The following is a 21,128-nucleotide window of genomic DNA, read 5'->3' as shown; positions in this document are numbered from 1 at the left end:
TAAACTATCCGTTCATCGAAATTAAAAATTCATCGTTATTTTTAGAAAGTCTAATTCTGTCATTAATAAACGTCATTGCTTCCACAGGATTCATATCTGCTAAATATTTACGCAACACCCACATACGTTTTACTGTTTTCGGATCTAATAATAAATCATCTCTACGAGTACTAGATTTAATTAAATCAATAGCTGGATAAATTCTACGATTAGAAATATTACGATCTAATTGTAATTCCATATTACCAGTTCCTTTAAATTCTTCAAAGATAACTTCATCCATTTTAGAACCAGTTTCAGTAAGTGCCGTTGCTATAATTGTTAACGAACCACCATTTTCAATATTACGAGCCGCCCCAAAGAAACGTTTTGGTTTATGCAAAGCATTAGCGTCAATACCTCCTGATAAAATTTTACCTGAAGCCGGTGCAACTGTATTGTAAGCTCTTGCCAAACGTGTAATTGAATCTAATAAAATAACGACATCGTGCCCACATTCTACTAAACGTTTTGCTTTTTCTAAAACGATATTCGCAACACGAACGTGTTTATCGGCAGGTTCATCAAAAGTAGAAGCAACTACTTCTCCACGAACATTACGCTTCATATCAGTAACTTCTTCAGGTCTTTCATCAATTAATAAAACAATTTGGTATACTTCAGGATGATTTGCAGCAATTGCATTTGCCACATCCTTTAATAACATTGTTTTACCTGTTTTTGGTTGTGATACAATCATACCACGTTGCCCTTTTCCTATCGGAGAAAATAAATCAATTATTCTTGTTGATAAAGAACTTCCTCTTTCAGCAAGGTTAAATTTTTCATCTGAAAACAACGGTGTTAAATGTTCAAAAGAAACTCTATCACGAACAATATTAGGATTTAAACCGTTAATTTTTGACACTCTAATTAAAGGAAAGTATTTTTCACCTTCTTTCGGCGGACGTACATTACCTAGTACGGTATCTCCAGTTTTTAATCCAAATAATTTAATTTGAGATTGAGAAACATAAATATCATCTGGTGATGATAAATAACTATAATCTGATGAGCGTAAGAAACCATAACCGTCTGGCATCATTTCTAATACTCCTTCACTTTCTATAATACCATCAAATTCAAAATCAGGATCTCTATATTTATTACCACTTTTATGTTGTGGTTTATTTTGATTCTGATTTTTATGTTGTGGTTTTTTAGCTGCCTCAACCGCTGCTCTTGGTCTTGGAACTGTCTTTTTAGCTGCTTCAACTGCTGCTCTTGGTCTTGGAACTGTCTTTTTAGCTGCTTCTACTTCTGCTCTTGGTCTTGGTCTTGGAGCAGGTTTTTTAACAACTAATTTTGGGTTTTTAGCAACATTAGGTTCTTTAACAACCACATCTTTACCAACTACTTGAATCTTTTTTTCAATAGTTTCAACTGCTTCTGTAACTATTTCTGTTTTCTCTACTTCTTTATTAGAAACAACTGATGTTGTTTTAACGATAGGTTTTTTTTCCTCTTTAACCTTAACCTCAACAGCTGCTACTTTTTCTACAACAGTTTCTTTAGTTACTTCTTCTGGTTTTTCTATTCTTCTTCTCTTTGGTTTTTCAGTAATAGGCTTAGGTTGATTAGCGCTAGCTTCCGCTTGTGCATCTAAAATTTTATAAACCAAATCTAATTTTTTTAATTGACTTACTTTAGTTAAACCTATAGTTTTTGCAATTACTTGTAAGTCTATTAATTTTTTAGTTTTTAATTCTGAAATCTCGAGCATTCGTAAAATAATTAAGTTATGTAACCCTTCTTTAAATAAAAGGATTGAATTGTATTTAAGTTTTTATATGATTTCAATTATATAGGGACTATATAATTTTTTTGTGCAGGTATTTATACTTGTTTGACAAATATATACAAATAATTTAACTTGTAATATTTCTTTTTAAAAAAATAAATATTACATTTGCTATCTAATAATAAACATGATACAAAGAAAACAATCTATATATATATTAATTGCAGCAATTATTTCTGCAGGCTTAACTGTTATTTGTAGTCTTTGGACTTCGAAAACTAATACACCTATTTATATTATAGACTTATTTTCAGGAGTTTCTATTTTAGAAAAAATAACTCCAGTATTATTTTTTATTTCCGCTTTACTATCAATAGTAACATTGTTTTTATTTAAAAACCGTCAGTTACAGTTTGTTTTAGGGCGTTTAAACATATTGATTAATCTTTTTTTATTAGGGATATTAATATATTTGTCACAAACATTATCTGGAGAAGCGCTAGTTTCTGAGAAAGGTATTGGGATGTTTTTTCCTGTTATTGTTATTTTGCTGTTAGTTTTAGCAAATAAAGCCATCAAGAAGGATGAAGATCTTGTAAAATCTGTAGACAGATTACGATAAACCTAACATATTAGTATATTTAGTGCGAAAAAAACCGAGATCTTTGATCTCGGTTTTTTATTTTTGGTACACATCGGTTTTAACACACGTAAGAAATGTTAAATAAATCTTAAATAAAATAGGGTTAACCCTATTTTGATAGGGTTAACCCTATTGCATAATTAGGGGTATTGGGTATTGTACACCCTATCTTTATGGTATAAATTTGTAAACGTAAATAATGAAAATTAAAGTTCACATTGCTGATGATCATAAAATCTTAATAGATGGAGTGATTGCTTTATTAAATACAGAAGATGACTTTGAAATAGAAGGTCATTCTTTAACAGGGAAACAGGTAGTAGATTGGTCTACTAAAAACAAAGCTGATGTATTAGTTTTAGATATCAACATGCCAGAAATGGATGGAATTGATGTTTTAAAAACATTCAAAACACGTAATGTAAAAATTAAAACAATAATTCTTTCTAGTTTAAGTGATCCTAAATTAGTTCAGGAAATGATACTATTAGGTGCTAATGGTTTTATTGATAAAAGTGATGCTAGTGATCATATTATTAATGCTATAAGAAGTGTTAATAATGGTATGCAATACTTTAGCGATGGTGTTAAAAGTAGATTATTAGAGTTATATGTATCTGATGCTAAAATTAAAGAAAATAATTTAAATAAAAACGATTTAACAGAAAGAGAAACTGAAGTATTAAAACAAATAGCCTTAGAGAAAAGCTCTACTGAAATAGCAGTAAATCTATCGGTTAGTGTTAAAACGATTGAATCATATCGTAGAAATTTGTATAAAAAATTAAAAGTAAGAAACGTAGTAGGTTTAGCGATGTACGCTGTGAAAAACAATATTGTATAAAATTATAGAGACCCTTCAAGTCCTTATTCTTTAAGAATAAAGAAAAATCCCCCGAAATCTATAATTCATTATAAATATGCATCGCTAATAACTACTTCATTAAAAAAAACTTGGCGATGTACATGTAAATAGAAAACCTCTTCATTTTGTTTTCGAAAAAAACTCCCCCAAATAGTGTCTATTTTGGTACATCGTCTTTGTTTATAAAAAACAACTAAATATTAAACTATGACAAAAGCAATCCCTATTTTATTAGCTTTAAGCTTATTTTTCGCATCGTGTTCTTCTAACGAAACAGAAGTAACAAATACACCACAACAGAAATTATTAGAATCGTACACCGTTAAAAGAGATGTAAACGGTGCTTATTCTATCGATTTAAATACAACAACTAATACAGTTGTAAATACTGTTAAAAATACTGATAATTCAAATGAAATTATTTTATCAGAAGTAAATCGCAAAACAGCAAAGAAATATACAAATAACTTTATTACAGAAAATAATCAATTAATTATTGGTTTTTTAGATACTAATAAAGGAGAACGTAAAAAAATATCTATTAAAGATGATAATATTACCTTTGCTAAAGGTGGTGTAACTGAATTTTTAAACTCATATAGCGTAACTGAAAACAGTAATGGTACTTATTTACTTAATTTTAAAGTAAATAAAAATATAACTACTGAATTTAGTTATAATGAAGCTATAGAAACCTATGAAGTACATTTATCTAAAGGAAGAACTAAGCAACTAGACTTTTCAGAAACTATTACTTTGTCTGAAGATAATTCATTAAGAATAGATTTTGTAAATTATACACATGCTGGAAGAGGAGAAGAAGGTGACCCTCCTCCTCATAGAAGAAAACCAAGACTTATAATTGAAACTGGAGAAGAGTAGTTATATCATCTAAAATAATTATTTTTGAGCTAGCTATTAAATTATTTTTCAAGTGAAAAAACATATTAAAATTAATCAAAAGATAAAATTATTAATCATTTGGTTAATTTTTTTTATTTCTTGTGATATAGTTGCTAATATTAATAAATATGATTTAGAACAGATCTCTATTATTCAAAATGATTCTATCTTAAAAAATAAGTATCAAAATATATTAAAAAAGTATAAAAAAGGAGAATATGTTTCTTCTTTAAAAAAGAGTTTTTTATTATTTGAACTAAGTAAGGAAAATAATAAACTAGCTCACTTATCTGCTAGATTAATAGCAGATATATATAATAAAACAAACAATTACAAAAAGTCATTAGAGTATTATAAAATAGCATTACATTTTCTTAATAAAAAAAATCACTCTTTTTCTAAAGAAAATAATACTATAAACACAGAAACTCTTTATATAAAAATTTATCTAAGAATAGGAAGTGCTTATCTAAAAATCTATAGCAATAGATCTTCTAAAGAAAAGACAAAAAGTGACAAAGATTCTGCTATATTCTTTTATAATAAACTAGAAAATTTTAATTTAATAAATGAAGAAAACTTAAAACACAAAGCTCTTTCATACATTAATTTATCTAATATATATCAACAAGATTCACTCTTTGAAAAAGCTGAGTTTTTTGCCATAAAAGCAATTAATATTCAGAAAAAAAGAAATAATAAAATAAAACAAGCTAGTTCTTTAAATAACCTTGCTAGTATATACTTATCTCTTAATCAATTCAAAAAAGCTAAAAAAACCTATTTAGAAGCTATTGAATTAATAAAGAACAATAACAGTCCTATAGCTGTTAAACACAAATCTACACTATACTATAATTTAGCATGGGCTATGCGAAATTTAAAAGATTATAAAGCTTATGATTATCAAGAGTTATCATACGATATTGAAGATAATCAACGAGAAAAAGAAGTTAGAGGTATCGTTGAAGAAATAACCGTAAAACATAAAGAAACTCTAGAACAACAAAAAGTAGACTTAGTTAAAGAACAACGAAAACTTATTGAAGCAAAAGACAATAAAACTACATTTTTATTCGGAGCTTTAAGTTTACTTGTCATTATAATTTCATGTATTATTACGTATAACTATAAATTACGTCAGAAAAATTTATATTTAAAACAACAGCGAAGTATCGAAAAATTAAAATCGGAAGCACAAACAAAAATACTAAATGCTACGATAGATGCTAAAGAATCAGAACGCAAACTAATAGCCGAAATTTTACACGATAATGTAAGTGCTTTATTATCGTCAGCAAATATGCATTTAAGCGCTACAAAAAAACAATTTAAAGGAAATCATCCTTTAGAAATTGAAAAAACACAAGCAATTATATTAGATGCCTCTGAAAAAGTTAGAGATTTATCTCATAAATTAGTGTCTTCTATTTTATTGAAATTTGGTTTGGAATATGCCGTAAAAGATATGGTTGAAAAATATTCAAACTCTCAATTAAGGTTTGACATTTCTACTAAAAACATCGATAGATACAAACAAGATTTTGAAATAAAAATATATAATATGATTCAAGAACTTGCTAATAATATTCTTAAACACAGTAAAGCTAAATATGCACAAATAATTATAAAACAAGAAAATAGAGAATTAACTATTTTTGTTAATGATGATGGAATTGGATTTTCTACCAAATCATGTAATATTAATAATGGTATCGGTTTAAAACAAATAGCTGCAAGAATTGAAATGATGAAAGGCACATTTTCTATTAAATCCGAAAAAAATAAAGGCACAAAAATAAATATCATTGTACCTGTTCAAGATAAAGAAACATTTAATTTTTCATAAATAAGTTAGCGTTTAGCTAATTCTATAACTTCCATTTTTGTTATTTCTCCTTTATTTAATTCGAAACGCAACATCGTTCTTACTTTATGAAAACCATGTTTTCCTGCTGCTCCTGGATTTAAATGCAATAAATTAAATTTCTGATCGTATTGTACTTTTAAAATATGTGAATGACCACTAATAAATATTTTTGGTGATTTTTTCTGTAACTCCTCCCTCACTCTAGGTTTATAAGCATTCGGATAACCGCCTATATGCGTAATCCAAACTGAAACACCTTCAACGATAAATTTATTATCTAACGGAAATTCTGCTCTGGCATTATTATCGTCAATATTACCGTAAACGCATCGTAAAGGTTTGTATTCTTTTATGGTATCAGTAACTTTTAAATTACCAATATCACCGGCATGCCAAACCTCATCGGCTTGTTTTACAAATTTTAATATTTGATCGTCGATGTAACTATGAGTGTCAGAAAGTAAAAGTATTTTTTTCATATTATCGCTAAATTAATCAATTCTTTAAAAAGTTTTAGTTTCTTTTTCTAATTATCAAAATTAGTAATAATGCCTAGCCCCGATTGAAGCAATTGTTTGAGCTCTTTTTTATTTTTTTCTTTTGAAAAATAAAAAAAGCGAGTGCGGAAAGCGGGAAATTGCTTCAAAAAATTATTATCTAAAAGAAAATTTCTGTAGATATTTATTGAATTAGCCTTAACAAGTCCATCTATTATTTCATAATTTAGCAACTTAAATTTTGTGGTTTTTTGAGATATTTTATTGAATTAGCGTATAAAGGAAAAAATTATCATGGTTGGCAAATACAACCTGATGCAGTTTCGGTACAAGAAAAAATAAACAAGGCAATTAGCACTGTTTTAAGACAAAACATCAGTATTACAGGCGCTGGAAGAACGGATGCAGGCGTACATGCATCGCAAATGTTTGCGCATTTTGATACAGATGCCGTTTTAACTCAAAAATTTGCTTTCAGATTAAATGCGCTTTTACCTGATGATATTGTTATTTTTAACTGTAAATTAGTGCATGATGATGCACATACTCGTTTTGATGCAAGTAGCAGAAGTTATGAATATAAAATTTGGCTTGGTAGAAATCCGTTTTCATTAGATACCTCTTGGCAATTATATAATCAGAAATTGGATATTGACTTGATGAATAAAGCCGCAGCAATTTTATATGAACATGAAGATTTTGAGTGTTTTTCAAAGGTAAAATCAGATGTACATACTTTTAATTGTGATGTTACCAATGCCGTTTGGGAATTAAATGGAAATGAATTAACGTTTCATATTAGCGCAAATCGATTTTTAAGAAATATGGTTCGTGCTATTGTTGGTACTTTAATTGATATCGGCATCGGTAAAACAACTATTGATGATTTTAATAAAATTATAGAAAGTAAAAATCGAAGTAACGCAGGAACATCAGTTCCCGCAAAAGGATTATTTTTAACAAAAGTAGCATACCCCTATATATAGTGAGCAAAACAACAGGAAAAGCATTTGACATTAAAATTTTTGTAAGACTTATGAGTTTTGCAAAACAGTATCGTACACGATTTATTATAGCAGCAAGCTCTACCATACTTTTAGCAATATTTGCAGTATTGAGCCCTGTTATTTTAATGAAAGCTATCGATGATTTTACAACTCATAAAGATTTAACTCGATTATTGTATTATACAATTGCCATGTTAATCACTTTATTGGTGCAAGTATTATTTCAATTTAGCTTTATTTACAACGCAAATTGGGTAGGACAACACGTTATTAGAGACATCCGAAGTAAAACATTTAGAAAGATTTTATCTTTTAAAATGAGTTATTTTGATAATTCATCCGTAGGAAAATTAGTTACTCGTGTTGTTTCAGATATTGAAACAATTGCCAATTTCTTTTCGCAAGGTGTTTTTATGATTATTAGCGATATTTTAAAAATGATTGTTGTTATAGCTGTAATGCTATACACCAATTGGAGGTTAGCACTTATTGCATTGGCAACTTTACCAATTTTAATTTATGCAACAAAATTATTTCAAATAGCCATTAAATCAACTTTTCAGGATGTACGAAATCAAGTAGCAAACCTCAACGGATTTGTTCAAGAAAGAGTTACAGGAATGAAAATTGTACAGCTTTTTAATCGAGAAAAAATAGAGTATCAAAACTTTGTTGGCATCAACGATAAACATAAAAAAGCCTACATAAAAACTGTTTGGTACTACTCTATCTTTTTTCCAATTGCCGAAATATTATCGTCAATAGCTATTGGTTTAATTGTTTGGTATGGCGGATTACAAGTTATTGCAGATAACGCAGTATCGGTTGGTGCAATTATTGGTTTTATAAAAATGGCACAAATGCTATTTAGACCACTACGTCAAATTGCAGATAAATTTAATCAACTACAAATGGGAATTGTAGCTGGAGAACGTGTTTTTGATATTATTGATACCAAAAGTTCAATCACCAAAAGCGGAACAATTACTACAAATACTTTAGAAGGAAATATTTCTTTTAAAGATGTTCGTTTCAGTTATATTAAAGGAGAAGAAATTTTAAAAGGAATTTCTTTTGATGTTCAAAAAGGAGAAACAATTGCCATTGTTGGTGCTACTGGAGCAGGAAAATCTACTATTATCAATTTAATAAATCGTTTTTACGAAATAGATAGCGGTACTATTTGCTTAGATAATGTTCCTGTTCAAGACTATGAAATTAATTCTTTACGTGAAAAAATTGCCGTTGTCTTACAAGATGTATTTTTATTTTCTGATACTATTTTCAATAATATATCTTTAAAAAGTAAACATATTACTTTGGATGAAGTAAAAGAAGCTGCAAAACAAATTGGTATTCATGATTTTATTATGAGTTTACCTAATGATTATTCTTATAATGTTAAAGAACGTGGAGGAATGTTATCATCAGGACAAAGACAATTAATTGCATTTTTACGTGCTTATGTTAGTAAACCAAGTATTTTAATTTTAGATGAAGCAACTTCTTCTGTTGATACAAATTCCGAAAAAATGATTCAATACGCTACTGATAAAATCACAAAAAACCGAACATCAATAGTAATTGCGCATAGATTAGCAACTATAAAAAAAGCAGATACCATTATTGTAATGGATAAAGGTGAGATTGTTGAAAAAGGAAATCATGCCGAACTATTAAATAAAAAAGAAGGCTATTATAAAAACTTATATAAAAAACAATTTAAGACTGAAATTACTTCGTAATTAGTTTGTTTACAAAGCACAATAGAATACATTTGTCCTATCAATCTATAAACTAAAAATCATAAAACGATGAAAAAAGTAATTTTAACTATGTGCGTTGCTGGTGCTTTATTAGCAACTTCTTGTAAGAAAGCTAAAGAAGCTAAAGATGCAACTGTTGAAGCTGCTGCTAAAGCTGCTGATGCTACTACTAATGCTGCAACTAAAGCTGTTGATGCTACTACTAATGCTGCAACTAAAGCTGTTGACGCTACTACAAGTGCTGCAACTAACGCGGTTAATACTGCTACTGAAGCTGTAAAATCTAAACTTGCTGGAGTTTCTATTCCTGCATTTAAAGATCCTAAAGTTTCTGAATACTTAAATAACTATGCTTCTTATGCAAACGATTATATCGCTGCTAAAGGTGATGTTTTAAAAAGTGCTCCATTAGCTAAAAAAGGTCTTGAATTAGCTGCTAAAGGAAAAGAAATTGTTTCTTCTTTAGACGCTGAAAGCGCAAAGAAATTTAATAGTGTAATTAGCGCTATTCAATCTAAAATGGCTCCTGCTAAATAATTTTAGATTTTCATAAAAGTTAAAAAGCTCGCAATTGCGAGCTTTTTTTATGGTGTTAAATCATTTTGTAATTTTTTTAGTAAATCTTCTAACGTTTTATACAACACAAATTCACCATTATTTATATAAGATATTTCTCCTGTTTCTTCTGAAACTAATAAACAGATAGCATCTGTTTTTTCTGTAACTCCAATTGCAGCTCTGTGTCTTAATCCAAAACGCGCAGGTAATTTAGTACTTGTAGAAACGGGTAAAATTACACGGGTTGCTACAATAAAATTATCTCTAATAACTGTTGCTCCATCGTGAAGTGGACTATTTTTATAAAAAATACTTTCTAAAATAGCTTCGTTTACTGAAGCATTCATTTTATCACCTGTATTAACTAAAAAATCAAGATTATTTGTTTTTTCAATAACTAATAATGCTCCTGTTTTTGTTTTAGCCATAGAAATACAAGCTTTTAAAATAGTTTCAATATCTATTTCAGTGTTAATTTCACTTTCCATAAATTTTAACTGATTTAAAAAATTTCTTTTAGCAGAAAAGTTAGTTGTCCCTATCATCAATAAAAATTTTCTAATTTCTTGCTGAAAAACAATAATCAAAGCGATAACTCCTCCTGATAATAAATATCCTAAAATACCACTCAACATTTCCATATTAAGCGCTTGAGTTACTTTCCAAATTAGAAAAATAAAGGTGATACCAATTACAATATTTATAGCAACAGTTCCTTTTAATAATTTATAGATATAATACAATAAGACAGCTACTAAAATAATATCTAGCAAATCAAGAAACGAAAAATCAATAAAATCTAAGTTCATTAATTACATTGGTTTTTTAGTAAATTCAATCATTTTATGATAACTGATTTACAATTTTCACTGCTTCTACAGCCTCTTTTACATCATTGAACTCTTAAAATACTCGTTCCATTTAACAAAGCGATTGTATTTGCCACGGTTGTTGCGTTTAATGCTTTTTGTGGTGAAATATCTAATAATTTATATAACATCGATTTTCTAGAAACGCCAGTTAAAATAGGCACTTCTAAACTTTCGAACAATGATAATTTTTTTAATAATTCATAATTATGTTCGGTAGTTTTTCCAAATCCAAAACCTACATCAATAATAACATCGTTTACTTTTAATTCACGAAGTTTAACTAATTGTGATGCGAAAAATAAAATTACTTCTTTTACTACATCATCATAAATAGGATTTAATTGCATATTTTGAGGCGTTCCTTGCATGTGCATCATAATATAAGGCACTTGTAATTTAGCAACAACATCAAACATATTGGCGTCTAAAACTCCACCAGAAATATCATTTACAAGTGCAGCTCCTGCTTCTATTGATTGTTTTACAACTTCACTTCTAAAAGAATCTACAGAAATAATTATCTCAGGAAAATTACGTACTAATAGTTCTATTACAGGTATAATTCGTTGGATTTCTTCTGCTTCGGATACCTCTTTTGCTCCTGGTTTTGAAGAATATGCGCCTATATCAATAAAAGTAGCGCCATCATTTAGCATCTTAGCTGTTTGACTAAGAATATCATTTTCATTTTTATACTTTCCGCCATCAAAAAAAGAATCGGGAGTTACATTTAAAATCCCCATTACTTTAGGAGTCGTGAGGTCAATTAAATTTCCTTTGCAATTAATAGTCATCATTATAAATCATAAATTTCAAAGTAAAAATAAATGAAAAGCTTGTAATATTTACTACTTTTGATGGATTACTTTTAAATAAAAAAGATGCAGAACACCTCCAAACAATATGATGCCGTTATAGAAGAATGTAGAAGTTTGTTTATCAAAAAAATGAGTGATTACGGAAGTGCTTGGAGAATTTTAAGGCTTCCATCATTAACCGATCAACTATTTATTAAAGCGCAACGCATCCGTCAATTACAAGAAAATACTGAACGTAAAGTAGATGAAGGCGAAAAACCAGAATTTATAGGTATCATTAATTATTCAATAATGGCGTTAATTCAATTAGAATTAGGTGTTATTGAACAACCAGATTTAAATACCAATCAGGCAACCATTTTATATGATAAACATGTAAAAATCACCAAAGAATTAATGGAAAATAAAAACCATGATTATGGAGAAGCTTGGAGAGAAATGCGAATTTCATCTTTAACTGATTTAATTCTTCAAAAATTACTTCGCGTAAAACAAATTGAAGATAATCACGGAAAAACTTTGGTTTCTGAAGGAATTGATGCAAATTACCAAGACATGATTAATTATGCTATTTTTGCATTAATTCATCACTCAAAACTAGATAATTAACCTAAAAACTTTAAGCATGATTTTAAAACTTTTAACACATATTTCAAGAATATTAGTTGGTCTTTTATTTATTTATTCAGGATTTGTAAAACTCGTAGATCCTATAGGTTCTCAATATAAATTTCAAGAATATTTTAGTGAAGGCGTATTAAATATGGAATTTTTAATTCCTTATACATTACCTTTTTCTATTCTATTAATTGTTGTTGAATTAGTTTTAGGTGTAATGCTTTTAGTTGGCTACAAACCTAAACTTACAGTTTGGAGCTTGTTTAGCCTAAATTTAGTTTTCTTATTTTTAACTTGGTATTCATATACCTATAACAAAGTAACAGATTGTGGGTGTTTTGGTGATGCTTTAAAACTAACTCCTAAAGAAACTTTTTATAAAAATGTGGTCTTTATGGTTTTTATCGTTATTTTAATTGTTGGATTAAAATACATAAAGCCTATTATTTCTAATAAAATAAGTGCTGTAACAACTTATATATCTGTATTACTTTCACTGGCTGTTGTATATCATGTTTTAAATCATTTACCTATTATTGATTTTAGAGCCTACGCTATAGGCACTGATATTGCTGAAGGTATGAAGTACAAAGATGATAGTGATGAAATACCTCCAATTCATGATTTTATGATTGAAACAGATGATGGAGATTTACTTGAAAGTATGTTAGCTAAAGAAAAAGCAATGCTTCTTTTAATGTATAATTTTGATAAAACTGAAAAAGAAGGAATTACAGCAATAGCAAAAGTAGCTGCAAATGCCAAAGCTAAAGGTTATGAAGTTTATGTATTATCAGCTTCTTATATTGAAAACTTAGCAGCAACTCAAAAAGAATTTAACCTACCTTATACTTTTGGTTTTTGTGATGAAACTGCTTTAAAAACAGTAATCAGAGCAAACCCTGGGATTGTTACCGTTGAAAAAGGAATAATTGTTGGTAAATGGAATTGGACAGATGCAGATGATGTTACTTTAAAATAATAATATCCTACATTTTAAAAATACAAAACCTCATTATTTCAGTGAGGTTTTATTATTTTAGCAAGTATATGAAACAACTATTACTCGTTTTTATAGGAGGTGGATTTGGAAGTGTTTTAAGGTTTTTAATAGGAAAACTTTTAAATAATCAACAAACAGGAATTCCTTATGGTACTTTTACAGCTAATATATTAGGTAGTCTAATTATTGGCATAATATTAGGTTTGGCAGCTAAAAATGAAGCTATAACTCAAAACCATACCTTATTAATAGCAACGGGATTTTGTGGAGGTTTTACTACTTTTTCAAGCTTTGCTTATGAAAATCATGCTTTTTTAAAATCTGGCGATTTCACAACATTTGCCTTTTATACGATTGCTAGTTTTACTTTAGGTTTTTTAGCCGTTTTTACAGGAATATTTCTAACTAAATTTATTTAAATAATGAATGAATTAACACAATACACATCCGCAGAAAATTACGTAATTATTACGCTTAACAACGGAAAAGTAAATGCAATATCTCACGAAGTAATTGATTCGTTAAATCTATTATTAGATAAAGCTGAACAAGAAAAAAAAGTAGTCATTTTAACAGGTCAACCAGGTGTTTTTTCAGCTGGATATGATTTAAAAAGCGTGACAACATCAGCAGAGTCAGCCTTAGAACTGGTAACTAAAGGATCTCGATTATCACACAGAATGTTATCTTTTCCTTATCCGATAATTGTAGCCTGTACGGGTCATGCAATTGCAAAAGGAGCTTTTTTATTACTTTCTTCAGATTATAGAATTGGTACAGAAGGTGATTTTAAGATAGGTTTTAATGAAGTTATGATAGGAATGGCAATGCATAATGCAGGTATCCAATTGGCAAAAGGACGCTTAACTCCTACTTATGTTAACCGTAGTGTAAATAATGCAGAAATGTATTCTCCAGAAAATGCAGTTACAGCAGGTTTTTTAGATAAAGTAGTTCCTGAAAATCATTTATTACCAACTGCAATTAAAATTGCTAAAATGTTTTCAAAATTAAACCCAAAAGCACACACTGCTACAAAATTAAAAGTTAGAGAAACTCATTTAATATCTTTAGAAGAAGCAATCGCAGAAGATATAAAAGAAGGTTTACATCCTCCTACAAGATAAAAACAAGCCTGTATTTTAAAATACAGGCTTATTAAAATTATTTTTTATAAGCCATTACTCCAGCTTTAATTTCAATATCTAAATAATTTTCTCTTGGAGTAATAGGGCACGAATATCTATTACTATATACACAATAAGGATTATAAGCTTCGTTAAAATCAATAATAATTGTTCCGTTTTCGGTTTCATCTGTTGTTAAAACATCTATAAAACGACCACCTTCATAACTAGTTTTACCGTTTGTTTTATCTAAAAATGGTAAAAACAAGTTATTCATATACGTAAGTTTCGGGTTTTCCTCTTGATAAATAGCTAACTCAAAATCTTTTTTATCAATAGAAAAATAAACTACACCATATTTTTTATACATCACGACCCTATCTGTAGTTGTCGGAAAACTAAAAGTAGGTGCATCTGCTGTTTTAATTATTTTTGCAACAACCTTATATTTAGCTAGAATAGGGAAAAAATCTAATCCTTTAAATTTTTTTAATCCTTTTTTTGTTAAGGGAGATTTTGAAGCATCTTTAAAAGTAGCGTTCAATTCCTTTTGATAATCTGAATCACCAAAAACAGTTCTTTTCCCTTTATCTATACAGGAGCAAAGGGTTAATATAAAAATTAATAACAAAATATTTTTCATGGAATTTATAATTTTAAACAAATTATTAGATGTTTTACATAAAAAAATAAACTAACACATCTTTAAAATGCTTTATTCATAGTTATTTAATCAAATAACACACAATATTAACAAGAAAACAACGGTATTATGTTAAAATTTCACTAATAAACTTGGCGTTTACATAAATATTTACTATATTTAACTTAAGAAATTACATCTATTAATTGATGAAAGTGGGAAATTAAATTTTAATGAACTATATAAATAAATTTTATAAATAAATAAAACAATTTGATGTTTTTATTATAGATTACAAAAAGATTAGATATATTTGTCGCCCATTTTATTTTATGTTTTGACCCTTTTGTATAAAACCAAAAATCAATTACCAGACTAAAATTTAAAGGATAATTTAATTAAACATAAGTAGGTATTTTATGAATTCAGAATTAATTAGTAAAGCAGACGAATTTGAACACAGAAAATTCAAATTTATTACTACTAGTGATAGAATATTAGCTTCAAGAGAAGTAAAATCTTTAATACTAGAAATAAACGAAGTATATAAAGAAACGAAAGATAGTGCCTTAATGGATGCTATGAAACGATTAACAGTAGTAAAACAAAGAATTGAAAAACGATTAAAAGGAAAACCTTTAACTGCTTAAATTTATTACAACAGTAAACAAATTTTGTTTACCGTATATATAGGATAATATTTTTTAAAATATTATTCTTAATAATATTTATTTTTGAAAAAAGTTCTAGCTAAAAACTAGAGCTTTTTTGTTTTAATAACGAATTCTTTATTAAATTCTATTTTTACATGAGGTTAATGATTTCTTAAATTCAAAAAAAGAAGTGAAAAATATCATTTCCTTATAAAAAAATAAAAAATATTCATTTTTCTTAAAAATATAAAATTTTAAAAACTAGTAAGTTAACTAAATTTATTTAAAAAAAGTGAAAAAAAGTGAAAAAAAATTTTGTCACTTCTTAAAAAGGATATATATTTGCAGTGTCTTTAAGGCATACAAGCCGATGTAGCTCAGCTGGCTAGAGCAGCTGATTTGTAATCAGCAGGTCGTGGGTTCGAGTCCCTCCATTGGCTCAAAAAGTGTTAACTGAAAAGTTAACACTTTTTTTATGCAGTTATTTTACTAAATTTGCTTTCATCATAGATTTTAAAAAAACTACATGAAGAATATATTTATAATAGGTATAGCTGGCGGAACTGGTAGTGGAAAAACAACCGTTGTAAACCAAATAATAAACGAACTCCCTAAAAACGAAGTTTGCCTACTCTCACAAGATTCTTATTATAGTAAAACAGATAATTTAAACTATGAAGAACGTGCAAAAATAAACTTCGATCACCCTAAATCTATAGATTTCAATTTACTTGTAACTCATCTAAAAGATTTAAAGAATAATAAAACTATTCAACAACCAATTTATTCTTTTGAAACTCATAACAGAACTAATGACACTATAAAAACACTTCCTAAAAAAGTAATTATTATTGAAGGAATTTTAATATTTAACAGTAAAGAACTAAGAAATCTTTGTGATATAAAAATTTTTGTACATGCTGATGCTGACGAACGTTTAATAAGACGTATTCGTAGAGACATCAAAGAAAGAGGAAGAGATATTGATGAAGTTTTAAGTAGATATCAAGATACACTCAAACCAATGCATCAACAATTTATTGAACCTACAAAAACATATGCAGATATTATTATTCCTAATGATAAATATAATACTGTAGCTATCGATATTGTTAGAACTGTAATTAGTAATCGTCTATAATTATGAACTTAAGATCGATAAAAAATAAACTACCTTTTAAAATAGCAACAAATATTTATGTAATTATTTTAACTGTATTTGTTATTTGGATGCTTTTTTTTGATGAAAATTCTTACCTTACACATAGAGAGTTTAATAAAGAAATTGATAAACTAGAAGTTTGGATAGAATATCATGAAGAAAAAATCAAAAAAGATAAAAAAACTATTGAAAAACTTCAAACACCTATTCAACTACAACGTTACGCTCGTGAAAGATACTTGATGAAAAAGGAAAATGAAGATATTTATATTATAGAATTTGATACGATACCCAAATAATGAGTGATTATTTATTTAACGATTTTCAAGAAATTAGCGCTGCTCAATGGAAGCAGAAAATTCAAGTTGACCTTAAAGGCGATGACTATAATGACACGCTACTCTGGAAAACCGATGAAGGAATTACCGTTAAACCCTTTTATACTAAAGAAGACCAAACAAATATAAGTACAAATGCCCCTGAAAAAGGATTTACTATTTGTCAATCTATTTATATTGAAGAAGCAGAAAAAGCAAATTATTTTGCTATTGACTCTTTAAAAAGAGGTGCTAAAGCAATCGAGTTTAAAGCGAAAACTCCTTTTGATTACAAAGCACTTTTAAAAAATATCGATATAAAAAACACCTTACTTTACTTTAATTTTAAATTTTTAACTCCTGATTTTATTATTGAAATTTCAAAATTTGTAAACTCAAAAAATTGTTATTTTAATATTGATCTTATTGGTAATTTAGCAAGTACAGGAAATTGGTTTAGCAATTCTAGTAACGGAATTAAAGAACTTAAAAAAATAATAGAAAGTGCTGATAATGCTATTTGTATTAACACTTCTATATATCAAAATGCGGGTGCAAATAGCACGCAACAATTAGCTTACACCCTTGCACATGCTAATGAATATTTAAATTATTTCGGAAATAAAATAGCACATCAAATTCATTTTAACTTTTCAGTAGGAAGTAATTATTTTTTTGAAATAGCAAAACTTAGAGCTTTCCGAATTTTATGGGCTGCACTTTTAAAAGAGTACGATATTACTAATAATAAGGCACATTTATTTGTAAAACCAACATCAAGAAATAAAACATTATACGATTATAATGTAAATATACTTCGTACAACATCAGAATGTATGAGCGCAATTTTAGGAGGTGCTGATACTATCAGTAATATTTCTTATGATGATATTTTTCATCATTCTAATGAATTTGGAGAACGAATTTCAAGAAATCAACTTTTAATTTTACAACAGGAATGTGAATTATCTGATGCTCAAAACTTTGCTGATGGTACTTATTATATTGAATCAATTACCAAACAACTAGCACAAAATGCCTTAATCGTATTTAAAACAATCGAAAAAGGTGGCGGTTTTTTAAAACAATTGAAAGAAGGTAATATTCAACGAAAAATTAAAGATTCTTCGGATAAAGAACAAGCAAAATTTGATGCTGGCGAATTAGTTTTAGTGGGTTCTAATAAAATACAAAACAATAAAGATTTAATGAGTAATAAATTATCTCTTTATCCTTTTATAAAAATCAGAAATGATAAAACACTTATTCTTCCTATTATTCAAAAAAGACTAACTGAAAAGTTAGAGCTAAAAAGGTTAGAAAATGAGTAGAAAAAACTTAATCATATTTTTTTTGGTTTTTATAACTCAAGTATTAATAGCACAAAATCCGTTTACAAATAGAAATAATGGGTTAATTACAGCTATGGTTTCTTCGTTTGAAGATCAGATATGTAAATATTACAATATTGATAAAGAAAAGTCACATATTGCTTATTCAAAATATATAAAAGATCTATCTTATCAAAAAGAAAATTTAACAGCAATAACTTCGATAGAAGAATTAGAATTATTAAGTCTTTCAAAAAAAGAATTAACCAATTATATTTGGATTACAATTAAAGAGAAAAGAAAACGATCTCTCGCTGAAAATCGAATAATTATAGATTATAATAATCTTAATGAGGCAACAAAAAAATATCATAAAAGATTAAAGCTAACAGATGACATTATTTGTGTTAACTATTTTGATGAATATTCTAAACAACTTATAAATAGTAGTGAAAACAAAAATTTAAAAAATATAGTTACGACTCTTAGAGAAGTAACTGATACCTCCCCTTACACAACAGTTTATGCTTTTTTAAATTTTAAAGAAGAACGTTTTAAAAATAATACTTTAAAAACTTTTATAGCTTTTGAATTTTACTATGCTATTTTAAATAGAGTTGATCACAATGAGTAGAAAAGACCTATCAAACATACAATTAAATGTAAACAAAAAATCAACTGTTGAAAATAAGCAACATGAAGGTTTTATAGCAGGTATTGCACCTTATTTACGAGGTCCTTACGCAACAATGTATGTTCGAAGACCTTGGACTATTCGTCAATACGCAGGATTTTCTACAGCAAAAGAAAGCAATGACTTTTACAGGAAAAATTTAGCAGCAGGTCAAAAAGGACTTTCTGTTGCTTTTGATTTAGCTACACATCGTGGCTATGATTCAGATCATGAACGTGTACAGGCTGATGTTGGTAAAGCAGGTGTAGCTATTGATTCGGTAGAAGGCATGAAAATTCTATTCGATCAAATTCCTTTAGATAAAATGTCTGTTTCAATGACTATGAATGGTGCTGTTTTACCTATTCTAGCATTTTATATTGTAGCTGCAGAAGAGCAAGGTGTTGCTCCTGAATTATTATCAGGAACTATTCAAAATGATATTTTAAAGGAGTTTATGGTGCGTAATACATACATTTATCCTCCTAGCCCATCCATTGAAAATTATTGCAGATATTTTCAAATATACATCTGAAAATATGCCAAAATATAATTCTATTTCTATTTCTGGTTATCATATGCAAGAAGCAGGTGCAAGTGCTGAAATTGAATTAGCATATACTTTAGCCGATGGATTAGATTACATCCGAAAAGGTTTAGAAACAGGTATGGATATTGATACTTTTGCACCAAGATTATCTTTTTTCTGGGGAATAGGAATGAATCATTTTACAGAAATAGCAAAAATGCGTGCTGCAAGAATGTTATGGGCTAAAATTGTACAACAATTTAATCCTAAAAACCCAAAATCATTAGTATTAAGAACACATTGTCAAACAAGCGGATGGTCTTTAACAGCACAAGATCCGTTTAATAATATAACCCGTACAACAACAGAAGCGATGGCTGCTGTATTTGGAGGAACACAAAGTTTACACACAAATGCTTTAGATGAAGCGATTTCTTTGCCTACCGATTTTTCAGCACGTATTGCACGAAATACTCAAATATTTTTACAAGAAGAAACATACATTACAAAAACAGTTGACCCTTGGGCTGGAAGCTATCACCTAGAACAACTAACCGAAGATATTAGTAATAAAGCTTGGGAATTAATTCAAGAAATTGAAGAGTTAGGTGGCGTGACAAAAGCCATTGAAAAAGGAATTCCTAAAATGCGTATTGAAGAAGCTGCCGCTAAAAAACAAGCAAAAATAGACAGTGCTCAAGATGTAATTATTGGTGTTAATAAATATCCGTTAGAAAAAGAAGATCATTTGTCAATTTTAGAGATTGATAATGAATCTGTAAGATTATCTCAAATAGAGAGATTAAATGATTTAAAATCGAAAAGAAATCAAATTAAAGTAAAAAAATCTTTAGCAGATTTAACTGAATGTGCAAAATCAAAAAAAGGTAATTTATTAAATTTAGCAATAAAAGCAGCCAGAAACAGAGCTACTTTAGGTGAAATTTCTGATGCCTTAGAAAGTATTTTCGGACGACATAAAGCAGTACATAAAACTATTTCAGGTGTGTATAGTAAAGAAATAAAAGACGACAAATTATTTAAAAAAGCATCTGAATTTGCCGATAAATTCGCAAAATTAGAAGGAAGAAGACCTCGAATAATGATTACCAAATTAGGACAAGATGGTCATGACAGAGGTGCAAAAGTAGTTGCAACAGGCTATGCTGACTTAGGTTTTGATGTCGATATTGGTCCTTTATTTCAAACTCCACAAGAAGCAACAAAGCAAGCTATTGAAAATGATGTTCATATTTTAGGAATTTCATCATTAGCTGCAGGACATAAAACATTAGTGCCTCAAGTAATTGAAGAACTAAAAAAATACGGTCGTGAAGATATTATGGTTATTGTTGGGGGCGTAATTCCCGCACAGGATTATCAATTCTTATTCGACGCAGGGGCTGTTGGTATTTTTGGTACAGGTACTAAAATTGCACAAGCCGCTATTGAAATGTTAACTATTTTAATTGATAGTATAGAAGAATAAAATT

Annotated in this window: 21 protein-coding genes, 1 tRNA gene and 1 pseudogene; 18 read left to right on the top strand and 5 right to left on the bottom strand. The window is 28.3% G+C overall.

What is annotated here, in order from left to right; all coding sequences use genetic code 11:
* Positions 1-4: 4 nt before the first annotated feature.
* Positions 5-1,762, bottom strand: coding sequence for a transcription termination factor Rho (rho, locus tag PG913_RS02820; protein WP_271231532.1), 1,758 nt, complete (start codon positions 1,760-1,762; stop codon positions 5-7).
* Between the two features lie 205 nt (positions 1,763-1,967).
* Between rho and PG913_RS02815 the strand changes: the two genes are divergently transcribed.
* The 4 genes from PG913_RS02815 to PG913_RS02800 all read left to right on the top strand — a co-directional run bounded on the left by PG913_RS02815 (position 1,968) and on the right by PG913_RS02800 (position 6,040).
* Positions 1,968-2,402: a DUF4293 domain-containing protein gene (locus PG913_RS02815; protein WP_271231531.1), complete on the top strand. Its 435-nt coding sequence runs from the start codon at positions 1,968-1,970 to the stop codon at positions 2,400-2,402.
* Positions 2,403-2,622: 220 nt separating this feature from the next.
* Positions 2,623-3,267 (top strand): response regulator transcription factor, encoded by a 645-nt coding sequence (locus tag PG913_RS02810; protein ID WP_271231530.1) that lies wholly within the window; start codon positions 2,623-2,625, stop codon positions 3,265-3,267.
* Between the two features lie 228 nt (positions 3,268-3,495).
* Positions 3,496-4,170, top strand: coding sequence for a hypothetical protein (locus tag PG913_RS02805; RefSeq protein ID WP_271231529.1), 675 nt, complete (start codon positions 3,496-3,498; stop codon positions 4,168-4,170).
* A 52-nt stretch (positions 4,171-4,222) separates the two neighbouring features.
* Positions 4,223-6,040: an ATP-binding protein gene (locus PG913_RS02800; RefSeq protein WP_271231528.1), complete on the top strand. Its 1,818-nt coding sequence runs from the start codon at positions 4,223-4,225 to the stop codon at positions 6,038-6,040.
* A 5-nt stretch (positions 6,041-6,045) separates the two neighbouring features.
* Here PG913_RS02800 and PG913_RS02795 read toward each other — a convergent pair whose 3' ends face one another.
* On the bottom strand, positions 6,046-6,540 hold the full coding sequence (locus tag PG913_RS02795) for a metallophosphoesterase family protein (RefSeq protein WP_271231527.1): 495 nt from the start codon (positions 6,538-6,540) through the stop codon (positions 6,046-6,048).
* Between the two features lie 269 nt (positions 6,541-6,809).
* Here PG913_RS02795 and truA point away from each other — a divergent pair, with 269 nt between their 5' ends.
* From truA to PG913_RS02780, 3 genes are all read left to right on the top strand, one after another.
* Positions 6,810-7,544: a tRNA pseudouridine(38-40) synthase TruA gene (gene truA / locus PG913_RS02790; protein WP_271231526.1), complete on the top strand. Its 735-nt coding sequence runs from the start codon at positions 6,810-6,812 to the stop codon at positions 7,542-7,544.
* 50 nt (positions 7,545-7,594) lie between these two features.
* Positions 7,595-9,310, top strand: a complete 1,716-nt coding sequence (locus PG913_RS02785; protein ID WP_408648496.1) for an ABC transporter ATP-binding protein — start codon at positions 7,595-7,597, stop codon at positions 9,308-9,310.
* Between the two features lie 69 nt (positions 9,311-9,379).
* Positions 9,380-9,868 carry a hypothetical protein gene (locus PG913_RS02780; protein WP_271231524.1) on the top strand — a complete coding sequence of 163 codons (489 nt, stop codon included), beginning with the start codon at positions 9,380-9,382 and terminating at the stop codon, positions 9,866-9,868.
* A 47-nt stretch (positions 9,869-9,915) separates the two neighbouring features.
* On the opposite strand, the gene cdaA is transcribed toward PG913_RS02780, so the two are convergent.
* Together cdaA and folP are read right to left on the bottom strand one after the other, a co-directional pair.
* Positions 9,916-10,698, bottom strand: coding sequence for a diadenylate cyclase CdaA (gene cdaA / locus PG913_RS02775; RefSeq protein WP_271231523.1), 783 nt, complete (start codon positions 10,696-10,698; stop codon positions 9,916-9,918).
* Between the two features lie 83 nt (positions 10,699-10,781).
* Positions 10,782-11,555 carry a dihydropteroate synthase gene (gene folP, locus PG913_RS02770; protein WP_456300665.1) on the bottom strand — a complete coding sequence of 258 codons (774 nt, stop codon included), beginning with the start codon at positions 11,553-11,555 and terminating at the stop codon, positions 10,782-10,784.
* 87 nt (positions 11,556-11,642) lie between these two features.
* Between folP and PG913_RS02765 the strand changes: the two genes are divergently transcribed.
* The 4 genes from PG913_RS02765 (at position 11,643) to PG913_RS02750 (ending at position 14,327) form a co-directional block, all read left to right on the top strand.
* Positions 11,643-12,188 carry a DUF1599 domain-containing protein gene (locus PG913_RS02765; RefSeq protein WP_271231522.1) on the top strand — a complete coding sequence of 182 codons (546 nt, stop codon included), beginning with the start codon at positions 11,643-11,645 and terminating at the stop codon, positions 12,186-12,188.
* A 16-nt stretch (positions 12,189-12,204) separates the two neighbouring features.
* Positions 12,205-13,179, top strand: coding sequence for a DoxX family protein (locus tag PG913_RS02760; protein ID WP_271231521.1), 975 nt, complete (start codon positions 12,205-12,207; stop codon positions 13,177-13,179).
* 68 nt (positions 13,180-13,247) lie between these two features.
* The gene (gene crcB, locus PG913_RS02755) at positions 13,248-13,619 is read left to right on the top strand and encodes a fluoride efflux transporter CrcB (RefSeq protein ID WP_271231520.1); all 372 of its coding nucleotides are present in this window, start codon (positions 13,248-13,250) and stop codon (positions 13,617-13,619) included.
* 3 nt (positions 13,620-13,622) lie between these two features.
* Positions 13,623-14,327 (top strand): crotonase/enoyl-CoA hydratase family protein, encoded by a 705-nt coding sequence (locus PG913_RS02750; protein WP_271231519.1) that lies wholly within the window; start codon positions 13,623-13,625, stop codon positions 14,325-14,327.
* Positions 14,328-14,364: 37 nt separating this feature from the next.
* Here PG913_RS02750 and PG913_RS02745 read toward each other — a convergent pair whose 3' ends face one another.
* Positions 14,365-14,970, bottom strand: coding sequence for a DUF1684 domain-containing protein (locus PG913_RS02745; RefSeq protein WP_271231518.1), 606 nt, complete (start codon positions 14,968-14,970; stop codon positions 14,365-14,367).
* A 419-nt stretch (positions 14,971-15,389) separates the two neighbouring features.
* Between PG913_RS02745 and PG913_RS02740 the strand changes: the two genes are divergently transcribed.
* From PG913_RS02740 to scpA, 7 genes and pseudogenes are all read left to right on the top strand, one after another.
* Entirely contained in the window at positions 15,390-15,620 is a 231-nt protein-coding gene (locus PG913_RS02740) for a hypothetical protein (RefSeq protein WP_058884388.1), read from the top strand.
* Between the two features lie 369 nt (positions 15,621-15,989).
* A tRNA-Thr gene (locus PG913_RS02735) sits at positions 15,990-16,063 on the top strand.
* A 95-nt stretch (positions 16,064-16,158) separates the two neighbouring features.
* Positions 16,159-16,764 carry a uridine kinase gene (udk, locus tag PG913_RS02730; protein WP_271232117.1) on the top strand — a complete coding sequence of 202 codons (606 nt, stop codon included), beginning with the start codon at positions 16,159-16,161 and terminating at the stop codon, positions 16,762-16,764.
* Between the two features lie 2 nt (positions 16,765-16,766).
* Positions 16,767-17,084 carry an FtsB family cell division protein gene (locus tag PG913_RS02725; protein ID WP_271231517.1) on the top strand — a complete coding sequence of 106 codons (318 nt, stop codon included), beginning with the start codon at positions 16,767-16,769 and terminating at the stop codon, positions 17,082-17,084.
* Positions 17,084-18,433, top strand: coding sequence for a methylmalonyl-CoA mutase subunit beta (locus PG913_RS02720; RefSeq protein WP_271231516.1), 1,350 nt, complete (start codon positions 17,084-17,086; stop codon positions 18,431-18,433). Before PG913_RS02725 ends, PG913_RS02720 begins: the two co-directional genes overlap by 1 nt.
* Positions 18,426-19,067 (top strand): hypothetical protein, encoded by a 642-nt coding sequence (locus PG913_RS02715; RefSeq protein ID WP_271231515.1) that lies wholly within the window; start codon positions 18,426-18,428, stop codon positions 19,065-19,067. The genes PG913_RS02720 and PG913_RS02715 overlap by 8 nt, the downstream gene beginning before the upstream one ends.
* Positions 19,060-21,124: pseudogene (gene scpA / locus PG913_RS02710) on the top strand (methylmalonyl-CoA mutase). Before PG913_RS02715 ends, scpA begins: the two are co-directional and overlap by 8 nt.
* Positions 21,125-21,128: the final 4 nt, after the last annotated feature.

Source organism: Tenacibaculum pacificus (assembly GCF_027941775.1).
GTDB classification, from domain to species: Bacteria; Bacteroidota; Bacteroidia; order Flavobacteriales; family Flavobacteriaceae; genus Polaribacter; species Polaribacter pacificus_A.
Note: the sequence above shows the minus strand (reverse complement) of the source record. Positions and strands in the feature narration are given on the sequence as shown.